We start from the raw sequence: 13,605 nt of genomic DNA, 5'->3' as shown, positions 1-13,605 counted from the left end.
TCCGACGACTTCAAGGAGACGTGCCGTGACCGAACCCGTTCTGTCGCTGAGAGGCATTTCGAAACGCTATGGGCCGCTTGAGGTTCTCAAGAACGTGAGCCTCGAGGTGTACCCAGGCGAAGTGGTTGCTCTCCTTGGCGAAAACGGCGCCGGCAAGTCGACGCTGTCGGGCATCATCGCCGGATCGCGGACGCCTTCCGAAGGTAAGATGACGTGGCTGGGGCAGCCTTATGCCCCGGCCACTCCAAGAGAAGCGATCGACAAGGGGGTGGTCCTGATCCACCAGGAGCTTCAACTCCTGCCGCAGCTCTCAATCGCGGAAAACGTCTTTATCGGAAGATGGCCGATGAAGAACGGCGTGGTCGATCGTCAGCAGATGGTCCGCCGTGCGCAACAGCAGCTCTCGCGGTTGAACCTGCATATACCCGCGACCCGCAAGGTCAGCGGTCTTTCGACGGCAAGCCAACAGCTCATCGAGATCGCCAAGGCCCTTGCGCTGAACGCCAAGCTGCTGATCCTCGATGAGCCGACGGCGGCTCTGGGAGGTGCAGAGACCGAGGCACTGTTCGAACAGGTTAGGAAGTTGCGCGCCGAGGGAGTGGGCATTATTTATATCTCCCACCGCATGGACGAGATCAAGCGAATTACCGACCGCATCGTCGTGCTCCGAGACGGGGAGCGCGTCCAGGAATTTGCAGACAGCGCTACTCCCGTCCGCACCATTGTCGAGAGCATGGTAGGGCGCTCGCTCGATCGCATGTTCCCGGTTCTCCCGCAACCGACCGCCCGCCCCGTACTTCAGGTCTCCGGCCTGACGTCTCCGGAGAACTCGTTCCGTAACGTCACTTTCGACGTCCATGCGGGCGAGATCCTCGGCATCGCGGGACTTATCGGGGCGGGTCGCACCGAACTCGTTAGGGCGATCTCCGGCGCCGATCCGATCAGTGCGGGCTCGATCAAGCTTGAGGGCGAGGAGCTTAGGCTGCGCAGCCCCAAAGACGCCATCGCCAAGGGCATCGTGATGGTTCCCGAGGACCGCAAGGACCAGGGGCTGGTCGTGGAGCACCGCATCGGCGAGAACATCGTCTATGCCAATCTCGACAAGCTGCCCGGCAAATGGATCACGTCCCGCGCCAAGCAGAGGTTCGCCGAGAAGGCCGTTGCAAAGTTCGGGGTGAAAGGCCGTGCCGAGCAGCACGCATCGGACCTGTCCGGCGGCAACCAGCAAAAGGTTGTCATCGCCAAATGGCTGATGCGCGATCCCAAGGTCGTGGTACTCGACGAACCAACCCGCGGCATCGACGTGGGCGCCCGCGCCGGCATCTATGACATCATCGTCAATCTGGCAAAGCAGGGCGTCGCCGTCATCGTCGTCAGCTCGGACCTCGAAGAAGTCCTCGGGGTCTCGAACCGCATCATGGTGCTCGCCCAGGGCAACCAGGCAGGAATCCTGAACCGTGATGAGGCGAACGACGTCTCGATCATGGAGCTTGCAACAATCTAATCCAACTCGAAAGGAAGCGCGGTGTCCGATATAAATCTGAACGCTCCAAAGCTGTTCGACCTCGACGGCCATATTGCCATCGTCACGGGTGCAGGTAGCGGCATAGGTCAGCGCATCGCTATCGGCCTTGCTCAGTGTGGCGCCGACGTGGCACTTCTTGACCGCCGCACCGATGACGGATTGGCTCATACCGCAAAGCACATCGAGGCGGCAGGCCGTCGATCGATCAAGATCGCCGCCGACGTCACCAGCAAGGATTCGCTGGCCGACGCCGTCGCGCGGACGGAAGCGGAACTCGGCGCCCTTTCTCTTGCCGTCAACGCGGCCGGGATCGCCAACGCCAATCCAGCCGAGGACATGGAGGAAGACCAGTATCAGACGCTGATGGACATCAACCTCAAGGGCGTCTTCCTCTCCTGCCAGGCCGAAGCCCGCGCCATGCTGAGACACGGCCGCGGGGCGATCGTGAACATCGCATCGATGTCGGGCGTAATCGTCAACCGCGGTCTCAGCCAAGCCCATTACAACGCCTCCAAGGCCGGCGTGATTCACATGTCGAAATCCCTGGCCATGGAATGGGTGGACCGTGGCGTGCGCGTCAACACGATCTCCCCCGGATACACGGCAACCCCTATGAATACCCGACCGGAAATGATCCATCAGACCAAGCTTTTCGAGGAGCAGACGCCGATGCAGCGCATGGCGACTGTCGACGAGATGGTGGGCCCGGCCGTATTCCTGCTGTCAGGTGCGGCAAGTTTCGTGACCGGCGTCGACCTGCTGGTCGATGGCGGCTTCTGCTGCTGGTGACGCGATGCGCAATCTGTTGGCAGGGAACTGGAAGATGAACGGTCTGGCGTCGTCTCTCGCCGAGATCGACATGCTCAAGGAACTGACGGGCAGCGCGACATGCGACATTGTCGTTTGCCCGCCCTTCACCTTGATCGAGAAGGCTGCAGAGCAGGTCCGCGGATCGCACATCGCCATCGGCGCCCAGGATTGCCACTCGAAACCGTCAGGCGCCTTCACGAGCGACATCTCCGCCTCGATGCTCTGTGACGTTGGCGCGAGATTTGTCATCCTAGGGCATTCCGAACGGCGCGCCGTTTATCATGAATCCAACTTGACGGTTGCACGCAAGGCAGCTGCGGCTCACGGAGCCGGGCTCACCAGCATCATCTGCGTCGGGGAGACCCGCGCAGAACGCGACGACGGGGTGGCGCTGGATGTCGTGCGCAGACAATTGCGGGGATCGCTTCCGGCCACCGCGACAGGCTGCAACACGGCCTTGGCCTACGAGCCTGTCTGGGCAATCGGCACAGGCCTCGTGCCAACCCTGGAGCAGATCGACGAAATCCATCAGTCCCTCCGGCACATCCTCGTCCAGGAACTCGGCGAAGAGGGAAGGGCGGTCAGGATTCTATACGGCGGCTCGGTCAAGTCGTCCAATGCAGCCTCCATCTTCGATGTGGCGGACGTCAACGGTGCCCTTGTCGGCGGAGCCTCGCTGAAAGCCTCTGACTTTGCCGAGATCATCTCGGCCGCCGCGTGAACAATCAATACTGGGGGCAGAGCTGAAAGAGCTCAGTAATGCTCCACCGAAAGGAAAATTCATGAGACGCTTTGAAAACAAAACCGTTGTGATCACAGGCGCAAGCCGGGGCATCGGCGCTGCCATCGCCAAACGCTTCGCGCGGGAGGGGGCGAACCTTGTGGTTTCCGCCAACGAGGACGCTGTGCATGCAATCGCCGAGCAGATCAGAACCGACGGGGGCAAGGCGATCTCTTTCGTCGGCGATGTCACCGACAGGGCCAGCGTGAAAGCCTTGTTCGATGCCGCCGAGAACGCCTTCGACGCCGTCGACGTTTCGATCCAGAACGCGGGCGTCATCACCATCTCCCGCATCGAGGACATGACGGAGGGAGAATGGGACAAGGTGATGGCGGTGAACACGAAGGGCGTCTTCCTGTGCGCTCAGGAGGCGATTGCGCGGATCCGCAAGCATGGCCGTGGAGGTCGCATCATCAACACCGCCTCCGGCCAGGCACGAGACGGTTTCATCTACACGCCTCACTATGCCGCATCGAAGATGGGCGTCGTCGGCATCACTCAGAGCCTCGCCAAGGAAGTCGCGACGGACGGCATCACAGTAAATGCCTTCTGCCCCGGCATTATCGAAACGGACATGTGGGCCTATAACGACGAGGTTTGGGGCAAGCTACTTGGAAATTACGCGCCGGGAGAGCTGATGAAGGAATGGGTGAGGGGAATTCCTATGAAGAGGGCAGGATCAGGCGAGGACGTCGCTGGTCTGGTCACTTTCCTGGCCAGCGAGGACGCTGCCTATATCACGGGCCAGACTATCAATGTCGACGGCGGGCTGATTATGTCCTGACGATCCGATGACTGTGGTCAGCTGACAGGGCCAGGACCAGATGGGCCGCAACGCGATCGTGCTGCGGGTCTTGCACGTGAGGCTGGCGCTCGCTAAAATAGGAATGAATTTCTCCAATTCGTCGAAAATTGAACACCTCATTCGCCATTAACCTCTTGCATTTACTCGGTTAGTTTTATTAACTTCATGTTGTTCTCAGGGCGGGGTGAAACTCCCCACCGGCGGTATCGGGATCTTCCCGGAGCCCGCGAGCGCTTCCGCGAAAGTGGAAGGTCAGCAGATCCGGTGAGATGCCGGAGCCGACGGTCATAGTCCGGATGGAAGAGGGCACGCTAGGATCGCTTCCGCTCGGGAGCGATTGAGCTTGTTCGCCCAAGGGATAAATGGCGGCTCGAATGGCCGCAGTTTGCCGCTAACGCGGGTAACCCTTGAAAGGCAATGAAATGACAATTGCAAAGATCGAAGATGCTCTCGACGCTCTGGCCCTTGGCCGGATGATCGTCGTGGTCGACGATGAGGATCGCGAGAACGAAGGCGACATCATCGCAGCTTCTGAAACTGCGACACCTGAAACCATAGCATTCATGATGAATCATGCACGCGGACTCATCTGCGTGGCGATGGAGGGCGGCAGGCTCGACGAGTTGGACATCCCGCTGATGGTTCCGCGCAATACGGAATCCCATAAGACCGCCTTCACTGTGTCGGTCGACTATATCCCGGGCACGACCACGGGAATCTCTTCCAGCGACCGCGCTGCCACGGTCAGGGCACTGGTCGATCCTTCGGCACAGGCAGACGACTTCGCCCGGCCGGGACACATTTTTCCTCTTCGCGCGCATCCGAACGGCGTTCTGTCGCGAGCGGGGCATACGGAGGCTGCAGTCGATTTGTGTAAGCTTGCAGGGCTCAGCGCCTCCGGCGTCATCTGTGAAGTTGCCAAGGAGGACGGCAACATGGCAAGGCTGCCGGACCTCATCGAGTTCGCAAGACAGCACGAGATGCCGCTGGTCACGATCGCCGACCTGATCTCTTACATCGGGAATTCCTCAATTGGTACAAGGGCGGTTGCCGCCTAGTTGATCGTCTGCAATGCGCCGTCACCTTGGCGGCGCATTGCCAACTAGAAGGCCACAGGCGTAGCGACCATCTAGATATTGATCAGGTCCAGCTATCAGCGCCAAGCGGTGGACCTTCCGTCTTCATTTTTTCGTTCAACTGAGGGTCGATGGTTCATATCCCATCAACGCAAAGACGACGGGGCAGCTCGGACGCGATATACTCATAACTTCCGAGCTGGGCGGCTCGGTCAGCCCTATGCCATGTCCCAGACTTGTTGAGAATCTTGGCCGCTAACGCCGCCTTGTCCTGCGGCAGGAAGCGACCATAGTGTCGCTGCACCACATCAGGCGTATCTTGGATGGCATAGCTTGCCTGCTCGTAGGAGCCGGTCTGCTTCAAAATGTGAGTTGCCAGGATGTCTCGCAGATTATGCGACCGTGCAGTAGCAAGCCTTTGATTGACGACGCGGGCTGCGATTCCGGATAGAACCAGATGATGCGGTCAGATCGTGGGCAGCACCCCGCCGTCGAGCCTGAGATTGGTACCGGTGATGTAGCCCGCTCGAGGACTGACGAGAAACGAGATGGTGTCGGCGATTTCTTCCAAAGTTCCGACACGGCCGACAGGAACCGCAGCAAACATGGGCAAGACTGCGCGCTCAATCAATTCCCATGGCGCATCCCCGGCTATTCCTTGCTCGCCGGCGACGTCGCGGAGCCGTGCATCCAGCCGTTCGCTATGGATTGTGCCGGGCGATACGGTGTTGACTGTCACCCCGTCGGCCGCGACCGCTTTGGCCATTGATGCCGTCATGGCGTTCATCGCGGCCTTGGCTGCGGAATAGTCAGGCCGGGCGGCGGGCGGCATTAAACCGGCCAGACTGGAAATGTTGACGATCCGGCGCCACCTGGCGGCGCGCATGTGCGGAAGAAGCCGCGTGGTGACCCTGACAGCGGCCAGAACGTTGCGGTCAAAAGTCGAGATCCAGGACGAGGCGCGGGTATTCGTCCAGTCTTCCGCATCGCCCGAACCGCCAGCATTGTTGATCAGGATGTCTATCGGGCCGGCGAGCGCCTGAGCCTCTTCGACAAGACGTTTGACCTCATCGTCAATAGTGAGGTCGCCGACCACGGCATGCGCCTGTCCGCCCAGCGCGCGAATGTCTCGAGCGACACGCTCCGCCTCGCCGCGATTGCGCCCATGCACTACTACGATCGCCATCTCGCGTGCGAGGCCTCTGGCGATCGCTTCGCCGATGCCCTTGCTGCTTCCGGTCACGAGCGCGATCTTTCCGTCCAGTTTCAAATCCATCGAGGAGCCCCTATCTGAAATATCTGCGCGATAAGGAGCCGGGACGGTGATGGAGACAAGTACGCACTTAAAAGTGCTCATGGAAAAGGATGAACGCTCAGTTTGCCTTGGCCCGGATGGCGCCGTCGCGCATATCACACGGGTACTGAATATGATCAGCGGACGCTGGAAGCTGCCGATCCTCTTCCGCCTTTATGCGGAGCCTTCGATGCGAACGTCTCGGTTGAAACGGGACATGCCCGGCATTTCGCAGAAAGTGTTGACCCAGCACCTGCGGGAGCTGGAAAGTGACGGGCTTGTCACCCGGACAGACTTCGGCGAACTGCCGCTGCGTGTCGAATATGCACTCACCGATGCCGGGCGCGATTTCATGCCCGTGCTGATAGCCGCAAGGCGGTTTTCCGAACGACATGTCATTGGTCGGTAGCTGCGGTCCGCCTTGCTGGAGATAGTTCCGTTCGGGCGTGCAAGCCTTTACGCAGTCCATCCGTTTTGCGCGATGCCGGTGCAGAGCCCGCGATCTGATCCAGATTTTCAATCAGCCGTGTCAGGAGATCGACGAATTGTACTGCTTCTGCGTCGGTGAAGCCTGCCAGGGCTTCTCTGTTGCCTTGGAACAAGGTCTCGACCGCCGAGGGAATGCGCTCCAGTGCGGTGTCCGTGAGCCCGATGCTGCTGCTGCGACCATCGGCCGGATCGGGTGTCTTCTTGATCAAGCCGTCCCGCTCCATGCGCGCCAGCATTTGCGCCATTGGCGGCTGCTCGACCTTGGCGAAACGAGCGAGGTCCCGTTGCGTTGCGGCTTTGCCATTCTGCAGCGCGACAAGAACCGGCAACTGTCCGACACCGAAGCCGAGCGGCCCGAGTCGCGCCTCGCTCAGGCGGGCGAACCCCCGGGCGGCGAGTGTGATCAGATGCCCTGGTGTTGAAAGCACGTCTTCATCCATTGCGATTGCCTCGATCACGCTTGACTACAATATACATACGTAAATATATAAATCGACGACCGGAGGCAAGGCCTGGTCGCTACTGCAGCGGTTCAATACCTCTCACATCGAGGAAAATGACATGTCGAACGATCACATCCAACTGATCAAGCAACTGTATGATCGCTTCAACGCGAGAGATATCGACGGGGTTCTGAACGCGCTTGCCGATGATGTCGCCTGGGCAAACGGCATGGACGGAGGCCATGAGTATGGGCGCGAGGCGGTGCGCGATTATTGGACGCGTCAATGGGCTGTCGTCAGCCCGCATGTCGAGCCGGTGGCGTTTACCACCACGCAAGACGGTATCGTCGCTGTCGAGGTGATCCAGTCGGTCTTCGACCTCGATGGTCAGCCACTGCAGGGACAGCAAACCCACGACCTGAAGGACAAGACCGTCATGCATATCTTTCGCATGGAGGGCGACAAGATCGTGCGCTTCGATATTTCGGATGCGGCTTAATCATCCGCCAGCCCCATCGGCATCAGCTATCGAACTTGATCAGGTTCTGAAACACAAGTGCGTTGCGGCCTGGATCAGCCTTCCTCCCTCGGAGATCTTACCGACCTCGATCGGTCACCTCCGGGTATAACGGGCATTGTCCGTCAAGAAATCTTGGGATAACGTTCCGTTCCACTAGACGTTATCTGTAAATCTTCTTGCATACTGCGCGTGTTAAATTCGGGAGCCTCAGACGAAACCTGCTCTCTAAAGAAATCGATGAATTTCCGCGTCTTCAAGGGGAGGTAGGCACGCGAGGGATAGGCGACCCACACGGCACTCTCCTGCGCCCCAACGCTGATCTTCCAACTCGGTAGGAGCTGGACGAGCCTCCCACTTTTAATGTCCTCATCCACCGACCACTCTGGAAGGAGCGAGATCCCGACACCGTCGCGGACGAGCTGGCGGAGTGCCAGCGTATTGCTGGTCCTTATCTTCGTCGGCACGACCAATTCGATACTTTCGAGATCGCGCCTGAACAGCCACAGAGGCGGCTGTGGTGAATTCGTCGTCGGCAGACAGACATGCGCGACAATATCACCGGGCTGCTCGACCGGCGGCACTGAAGACAGATATTCCTTCGATGCCACCAGACGACGCTCGATCGACTTCAGCTTGGAGACGATGAGATCGCCCGCGGGACGCGGCCCCAGACGCAAGGCGACGTCAACCTGTTGGGCAACGAGATCGACCAGAGCATCCGAGAGCAGCAGGTCTATCTCAATTTTAGGGTATTGGGCGCAGAACGCGACCAGAAGTGGGGCAACGACAGCTTCGCCGTAGGCGTTGGAAGCTGTCACGCGCAACAGGCCGGCCGGCTGTTCCACCGCTGCAACGGCCGCTTCGCGCGCCGCCGAGACGTCATCCAGGATCGGCAGAATGCGAGACAGGAAAATCGCGCCGGCCTCCGTCAGTGATAGCTTGCGCGTTGTGCGCTGGAACAGACGTGTCCCAAGCTGCGCCTCAAGTGCGGCGATCCTGCGCGATACCGTTGATGCCTCGGTTGCCTCGGCCCGCGCTGCAGCCGCGATACTGCTCAGTTGGGCAACCCGGCAGAATGTTTTGAGATCGGCAAAATCCATTCATGCATAGTACGCACGAATATCGTTCCACCTGCAAGTCTTATCCAAAAAATCGCATGGTTTATATCGTCCCAGATACAGGCGCCAAGCTTGCCTAGGAGAAAATAATGAATCCGGAAACGAAATGGGCCGGTCGCGGCTTACCGCGAACTATGGCGGCCCTTACTCTACTACTGGTCGCCCCAATTGCGTCCGAAGCCGCATCGATCAAACCCACCATCGTTCTGGTTCACGGTGCGATGGCTGACTCCTCGTCCTGGAATGGCGTGATCCCGATCCTTTCAAAGGATGGCTACAATATCGTCGCTGTCGCCGATCCGCTTCGCAGCGTCGCTGGCGATGCCGCATCGGTCGCCAGCGTCATAAAATCCATCGACGGGCCGGTGGTGTTGGTCGGCCATTCCTATGGCGGTGCGGTCATCACCAACGCAGCCAATGGCAACAACAATGTCAGAGCGCTGGTTTACGCTGCGGCCTTCGCGCCAGAAAAGGGCGAGAGCGCCTTTGCTTTGATCGGTAAGTTTCCAGGCAGTGAACTGGGTGCTGCCTTGGCAAAGCCAGTGACGCTTTCCGATGGTGGTATTGAGTTGAGCGTTGATCCCGCAAAATTTGCCGGGCCATTCGCAGCCGACCTACCGGATGATCAAGTGACATTGATGGCTATAACACAAAGGCCAGTGACAGAGGCCGCGTTGAAGGAGGCGTCAGGTCCGGCCGGCTGGAAAACCATTCCCTCCTATTTCGTCTATGGTGCTGCCGACAAGAGCATCCCCCCGGCGCTGCATGACTTCATGGCGAAGCGGGCGCAAGCACGCGATGTCGTGGTCGTGCCCGGCGCATCGCATGTCGTCATGCTCTCGCACCCGCAACAAGTCGCCGAGGTGATCGAAGAGGCGGCGCAGACCGATTGAACACACCCCAGCGCTTGTCCCCGGCCTTTTCTTCAAGGCGTTGCGGTTTAGCGCGATTGCAAACATCAAAGGACCATCACATGACGAACTTTCCCGTTCATTCCATCGAGACCGCGCCTGAAGCGTCCAAGCCGGCGCTTGGGGCGTTGGACTCCGCCTTCGGTTTCATACCGAACATCGCCGGGGCTATGGCAACGTCGCCCGTGCTTATCGGCAGCCTGACCGATCTGTTCGGTCGCGTCCACAGCGGCAGTTTCAGCGAGGCCGAGATCCAGATCCTGCTTTTGACCAATGCTGTCACCAATGGTGCGGAGTGGGCCGTAGCATTCCATTCATATCTGGCAAATGCCGAAGGGATCGGCCCTGACGACGTCGCCGCCATCAGGAACGGCGCTTTGCCTGGAGATGCTAAGCATGCCGGTCTATCGAAACTAACGCGTTCGCTGATCGAAAAGCGTGGTGCCGTCAGCGAAACCGAAAAACGTGAATTTCTCGACTTGGGCTTTGATGAGAGCCGCCTGCTGGAAGTGGTCGCTGTTCTTGCGGCATCCACGATCACGAACTACACGGCCAACATCACGCACCCGCCGTTGGAAGTAACGTTTCAACCGCATGCCTGGCAGGCGCCTGGGCGTTGACCGGGCGCTGATAAGTCGCTGTTGAAAGGCGATCCTGATCCCAGTCCGCCGACTACGCGGGGTGGAATTGGGTGAGCCCACTGTCCTCAGGACCACAACCGTGATGCAGGCGGTCGCGGGTCCATTCCTTGCAAGGCAGCAGTTCAGATATGACAAAGGTCCGTGAAATGGCGTCGTTGCGCCACTACATGGTTCCTGGTAAACGGCCTTGTGTTCGGAAACAGAGGCATCTACTGCATCTTGGGCGCGCACGAATCAGGCGGGCGCTTCTACGCACACCTGTGCCGAGCGCCCGCAAAATAAGTTCGCTGTTCAGATTACGGGCGTCCTTCGTCGCCGAATTATTGAGAGCTTGGCGCCTTATTAAACATGTATCGCGCGATCTTCCACTCACCGCCGTCCTTTTTGAATATGAACAGTTCGCGGTTCGGTTCGGAATGTGAAACATTGGTCTGCAATACGGTGACCTGCACCTGCGAATGCGATCTTGCAAACGCATAGTCTTCGGTGATGACGATCTCGTCGATATAGATCTTGGGCTCGATCCTGATTATACTGAAGCCGTGATCGAAGAAGGCCTTGAGCTGCTCCGCTCCTTCCATCGTCGGAGCGTCCACTCCCATCAGCACGCCGTCCTGGGTAAACAACGGAACCACCATATCGGTTTTCGAGTGATTGAGTGCATAGATATACTTTTCGATAAGCTGCTCGATCTGATTTTTGTCTGTCAGAATCTGTGACATTTAATTCTCCTTTGTCTTCAGCCTTGTTTTTCGGCTTGAGTGCTGAAGATAGGCCGTGACGGCACGATGGATTAGCTCGTATATTTCGATTATATTATCCGCCTCATCGGATAGTTTTCGAGGATGATTTGTGGATCTGAATGGTGCGATGATATTCGTACGGGTGGTGCGGATGGGGAGCTTCACAAAGGCCGCGCTGGAGATGGGCCTCCCCAACTCAACGGTGAGCGACAAGGTGTCGGACCTTGAAAAAGCGCTCGGGGTAACCCTTCTTGTGCGCACGACGAGAAAGCTGCGTCTCACGGACGCAGGAGCGATATTTTTCAGGAAAGCCGAGCTGGCCGTGGCTGCCCTGACGAGCGCTGGCGAAGAAGCTTCGTTATTCCAGAAGTTCCCCACGGGAACGTTGAAGATCACGGCGCCGGCCGAGTTTGACTACACGCCGATCTGCGAAGCGGTGACGGAATACGTTGAGAGATTTCCAGAGGTGACGGTCGAATTGCTTTTGACGGATCGCGTCGTGGACTTGGTCGGTGAGGGGTTCGATATCGCCATCCGGGCAAGTGCCATCAAAGATTCTGGTTTCACAGCGAAGCGATTGGGGATAGCCGGACTGATCCTAGTCGCCGCTCCCCAATATATAGAACGATCAACCGCGATCGGTCACCCGAGCGATCTGGCGTTCCATCAATGTCTTGTCATCTCGCCCGAACAGGATGCCAGCAGTCTTGCCACCTGGAACCTGGTTTCCGCCGACGACGAGAAAGCCAGGGTTGTTCCACAGGCCCGCATTTCATCGAACTCCGTTGGAGCGATCCAGCACCTTGCCTTGATGGGCAAAGGCATTGCCCTCATGCCGCCAACTTTGGTTCACAGCGACATTTTAAGGGGCCGATTGGTTCAAGTCCTTCCGGATTGGTCAACGGCTCCGTGGCCTAGCTATCTCGTGCACACGGCTTACAAAAACTCGTCACCGAAGGTCAAGGAGATGATTCCTCTCCTCGAACCCCGTATCCGCAGCCTTATCAAGTAGTCCGATGTTCATATTTTGCGTGGCTTTCCGATTGCGGAAAGTTAGGTGCTCTGCCCCATTGGGGGTACCATTGACGTCACGGCTAGCGTGGCTGGGTCAGAACAGCGCTGGTAATAAGGCGAACGAGATGATCAGCCCGTGGCGCGAATGAAGGTTGGTCCACGGCCCACCCCAGCGCCGTCATCAGAGCAAACAGGTCGTCCCCATTCATATCTTCGCGCGCCGCGCCTGTGGCCTGAGCACGAGCTAGAAGCCGTGCGCTTGCTGAATGCACCGCCGCGCAGGAAGCGTAAAGGGCGGAATCCGGGTTCGTGTGCGCGGCCGCCATCATTCCGACCACACCCTTGTAGCTTTGCGCGAACGCCACCCAATCCCTTACCCACGACACCAGTGCCTCTCCCGGTGAATTCGATGTCTCGAATTCGGCCGATGTCCGCGTCAGTGCGTCGAGGTTCGTGCACAGCAATGCCTCGAACAGTGTCTCTCGCGTCGGGAAATGACGGAGCAGTGTTGCCAACCCGACGTCGGCCCGGCGGGCGATATCGCGCATCGAAGCATCGGAGCCGTGCTCGGTGATGACGCCACGCGCGACCTCGAGAATGTGGTCATAATTCTTTTTTGCGTCTGCTCGCATAAGCCACCTTGATAAATGGATCGGTGAACCGTATATACGGATCATTGATCCATTTATAGATACGGATCGGTGATCCATATGTAATGCGCTTCCGCCGACATGGCAATGGAGGCACTGCGCATGCCTGCAAGGAACACGAACTTGAGTAGAATTAGCATCATAGGATCGGGCGGAATGGCCGCTGCGATCGGCGGCCTTGCGGCCTGGGCCGGACACACCGTTGAGGTGATGAGCCGCAATCCCGACAATGCGAAGGCGTTGGCGGACAAGATCGGCGACGGCGCGTCGACCGGGACGTTTGGTGCCACCCCTGCCGGAGACATCGTTATCCTGGCGGTCCCCTACGCGGTCGTTCTCGACGTCGTGAAGATTTACGGGGGAGCGCTGGCAGGCAGGCTCATTGTCGACATCACCAATCCCGTCGCATCCGACCGCAAGAGCTTCGTGACCCCGAAAGACAGTTTCGGCGCGCAGGAAATAGCCAGCGCCGCTCCCGCCGATGCCCATGTCGTCAAAGCATTCAACACCCACTTCTCCCATGTCCTAGCCGCCGGTTCGATCGAGGGCCGCCCCTTAGACGTGTTCATCGCCGGCGATGACGCGCAGGCGAAGGCTCAGGTCTCGGCATTCGTCGAGGGCCTTGGACTTCGCCCGATGGATATCGGGCCTTTGGCGATGGCGCGGACGCTTGAGCACGCCTGCCTGTTGTCGCTGGGCCTTATCGCCCACTCCATCAGACACACCAACTTCGCGATCGGCGTCAACCTTCCCGGCTGAGCACGCACGCAAGAACTTCCTCTCAT

The 13,605-nt window shown here is 58.8% G+C and carries 15 protein-coding genes, 2 pseudogenes and 1 riboswitch; of the genes and pseudogenes, 11 read left to right on the top strand and 6 right to left on the bottom strand.

Annotation, left to right across the window (positions count from 1 at the left end):
* Positions 1–25: 25 nt before the first annotated feature.
* The 5 genes from EPK99_RS02260 (at position 26) to ribB (ending at position 4,979) form a co-directional block, all read left to right on the top strand.
* Positions 26–1,504, top strand: coding sequence for a sugar ABC transporter ATP-binding protein (locus EPK99_RS02260; protein ID WP_128441000.1), 1,479 nt, complete (start codon positions 26–28; stop codon positions 1,502–1,504).
* Between the two features lie 21 nt (positions 1,505–1,525).
* Entirely contained in the window at positions 1,526–2,314 is a 789-nt protein-coding gene (locus EPK99_RS02255; protein WP_128440999.1) for an SDR family oxidoreductase, read from the top strand.
* Positions 2,315–2,318: 4 nt separating this feature from the next.
* Entirely contained in the window at positions 2,319–3,056 is a 738-nt protein-coding gene (gene tpiA, locus EPK99_RS02250; protein ID WP_128440998.1) for a triose-phosphate isomerase, read from the top strand.
* Between the two features lie 61 nt (positions 3,057–3,117).
* Positions 3,118–3,900 (top strand): SDR family oxidoreductase, encoded by a 783-nt coding sequence (locus EPK99_RS02245; RefSeq protein ID WP_128440997.1) that lies wholly within the window; start codon positions 3,118–3,120, stop codon positions 3,898–3,900.
* A 187-nt stretch (positions 3,901–4,087) separates the two neighbouring features.
* Positions 4,088–4,233: riboswitch (FMN riboswitch) on the top strand.
* A 110-nt stretch (positions 4,234–4,343) separates the two neighbouring features.
* Positions 4,344–4,979 carry a 3,4-dihydroxy-2-butanone-4-phosphate synthase gene (gene ribB / locus EPK99_RS02240; protein ID WP_128440996.1) on the top strand — a complete coding sequence of 212 codons (636 nt, stop codon included), beginning with the start codon at positions 4,344–4,346 and terminating at the stop codon, positions 4,977–4,979.
* A 232-nt stretch (positions 4,980–5,211) separates the two neighbouring features.
* On the opposite strand, the pseudogene EPK99_RS25580 reads toward ribB, so the two are convergent.
* Both EPK99_RS25580 and EPK99_RS02235 read right to left on the bottom strand, forming a co-directional pair.
* A pseudogene (locus EPK99_RS25580) lies at positions 5,212–5,423 on the bottom strand (hypothetical protein); the annotation flags it as partial.
* 40 nt (positions 5,424–5,463) lie between these two features.
* Entirely contained in the window at positions 5,464–6,273 is an 810-nt protein-coding gene (locus EPK99_RS02235; RefSeq protein WP_128440995.1) for an SDR family NAD(P)-dependent oxidoreductase, read from the bottom strand.
* 79 nt (positions 6,274–6,352) lie between these two features.
* On the opposite strand from EPK99_RS02235, the gene EPK99_RS02230 reads away from it, so the two are divergent.
* The gene (locus tag EPK99_RS02230) at positions 6,353–6,700 is read left to right on the top strand and encodes a winged helix-turn-helix transcriptional regulator (protein ID WP_128442123.1); all 348 of its coding nucleotides are present in this window, start codon (positions 6,353–6,355) and stop codon (positions 6,698–6,700) included.
* A 70-nt stretch (positions 6,701–6,770) separates the two neighbouring features.
* On the opposite strand, the pseudogene EPK99_RS02225 reads toward EPK99_RS02230, so the two are convergent.
* Positions 6,771–7,220: pseudogene (locus tag EPK99_RS02225) on the bottom strand (MarR family winged helix-turn-helix transcriptional regulator); the annotation flags it as partial.
* Positions 7,221–7,341: 121 nt separating this feature from the next.
* On the opposite strand from EPK99_RS02225, the gene EPK99_RS02220 reads away from it, so the two are divergent.
* Positions 7,342–7,722, top strand: a complete 381-nt coding sequence (locus EPK99_RS02220) for a nuclear transport factor 2 family protein (RefSeq protein WP_128440993.1) — start codon at positions 7,342–7,344, stop codon at positions 7,720–7,722.
* Between the two features lie 143 nt (positions 7,723–7,865).
* Here the strand turns inward: EPK99_RS02220 and EPK99_RS02215 are convergent, their stop codons facing one another.
* Positions 7,866–8,843 carry a LysR family transcriptional regulator gene (locus EPK99_RS02215; protein ID WP_128440992.1) on the bottom strand — a complete coding sequence of 326 codons (978 nt, stop codon included), beginning with the start codon at positions 8,841–8,843 and terminating at the stop codon, positions 7,866–7,868.
* Positions 8,844–8,995: 152 nt separating this feature from the next.
* Here EPK99_RS02215 and EPK99_RS02210 point away from each other — a divergent pair, with 152 nt between their 5' ends.
* Together EPK99_RS02210 and EPK99_RS02205 are read left to right on the top strand one after the other, a co-directional pair.
* On the top strand, positions 8,996–9,754 hold the full coding sequence (locus EPK99_RS02210) for an alpha/beta fold hydrolase (protein WP_128442122.1): 759 nt from the start codon (positions 8,996–8,998) through the stop codon (positions 9,752–9,754).
* An 80-nt stretch (positions 9,755–9,834) separates the two neighbouring features.
* A complete protein-coding gene (locus EPK99_RS02205) occupies positions 9,835–10,392 on the top strand; it encodes a carboxymuconolactone decarboxylase family protein (RefSeq protein WP_128440991.1) in 558 nt (185 codons plus the stop codon).
* Between the two features lie 341 nt (positions 10,393–10,733).
* Here the strand turns inward: EPK99_RS02205 and EPK99_RS02200 are convergent, their stop codons facing one another.
* The gene (locus EPK99_RS02200) at positions 10,734–11,135 is read right to left on the bottom strand and encodes a YybH family protein (protein ID WP_128440990.1); all 402 of its coding nucleotides are present in this window, start codon (positions 11,133–11,135) and stop codon (positions 10,734–10,736) included.
* 130 nt (positions 11,136–11,265) lie between these two features.
* Here EPK99_RS02200 and EPK99_RS02195 point away from each other — a divergent pair, with 130 nt between their 5' ends.
* Positions 11,266–12,168: a LysR family transcriptional regulator gene (locus tag EPK99_RS02195; RefSeq protein ID WP_128440989.1), complete on the top strand. Its 903-nt coding sequence runs from the start codon at positions 11,266–11,268 to the stop codon at positions 12,166–12,168.
* Positions 12,169–12,250: 82 nt separating this feature from the next.
* Here the strand turns inward: EPK99_RS02195 and EPK99_RS02190 are convergent, their stop codons facing one another.
* Complete coding sequence (locus EPK99_RS02190; protein ID WP_128440988.1) at positions 12,251–12,802, bottom strand: TetR/AcrR family transcriptional regulator; 552 nt, start codon at positions 12,800–12,802, stop codon at positions 12,251–12,253.
* Positions 12,803–12,901: 99 nt separating this feature from the next.
* On the opposite strand from EPK99_RS02190, the gene EPK99_RS02185 reads away from it, so the two are divergent.
* Positions 12,902–13,579, top strand: a complete 678-nt coding sequence (locus EPK99_RS02185) for an NADPH-dependent F420 reductase (protein ID WP_342633725.1) — start codon at positions 12,902–12,904, stop codon at positions 13,577–13,579.
* The last annotated feature ends 26 nt before the right edge of the window (positions 13,580–13,605 follow it).

Source organism: Neorhizobium lilium, assembly GCF_004053875.1.
Taxonomy (GTDB): Bacteria; Pseudomonadota; Alphaproteobacteria; order Rhizobiales; family Rhizobiaceae; genus Neorhizobium; species Neorhizobium lilii.
Note: the sequence above shows the minus strand (reverse complement) of the source record. Positions and strands in the feature narration are given on the sequence as shown.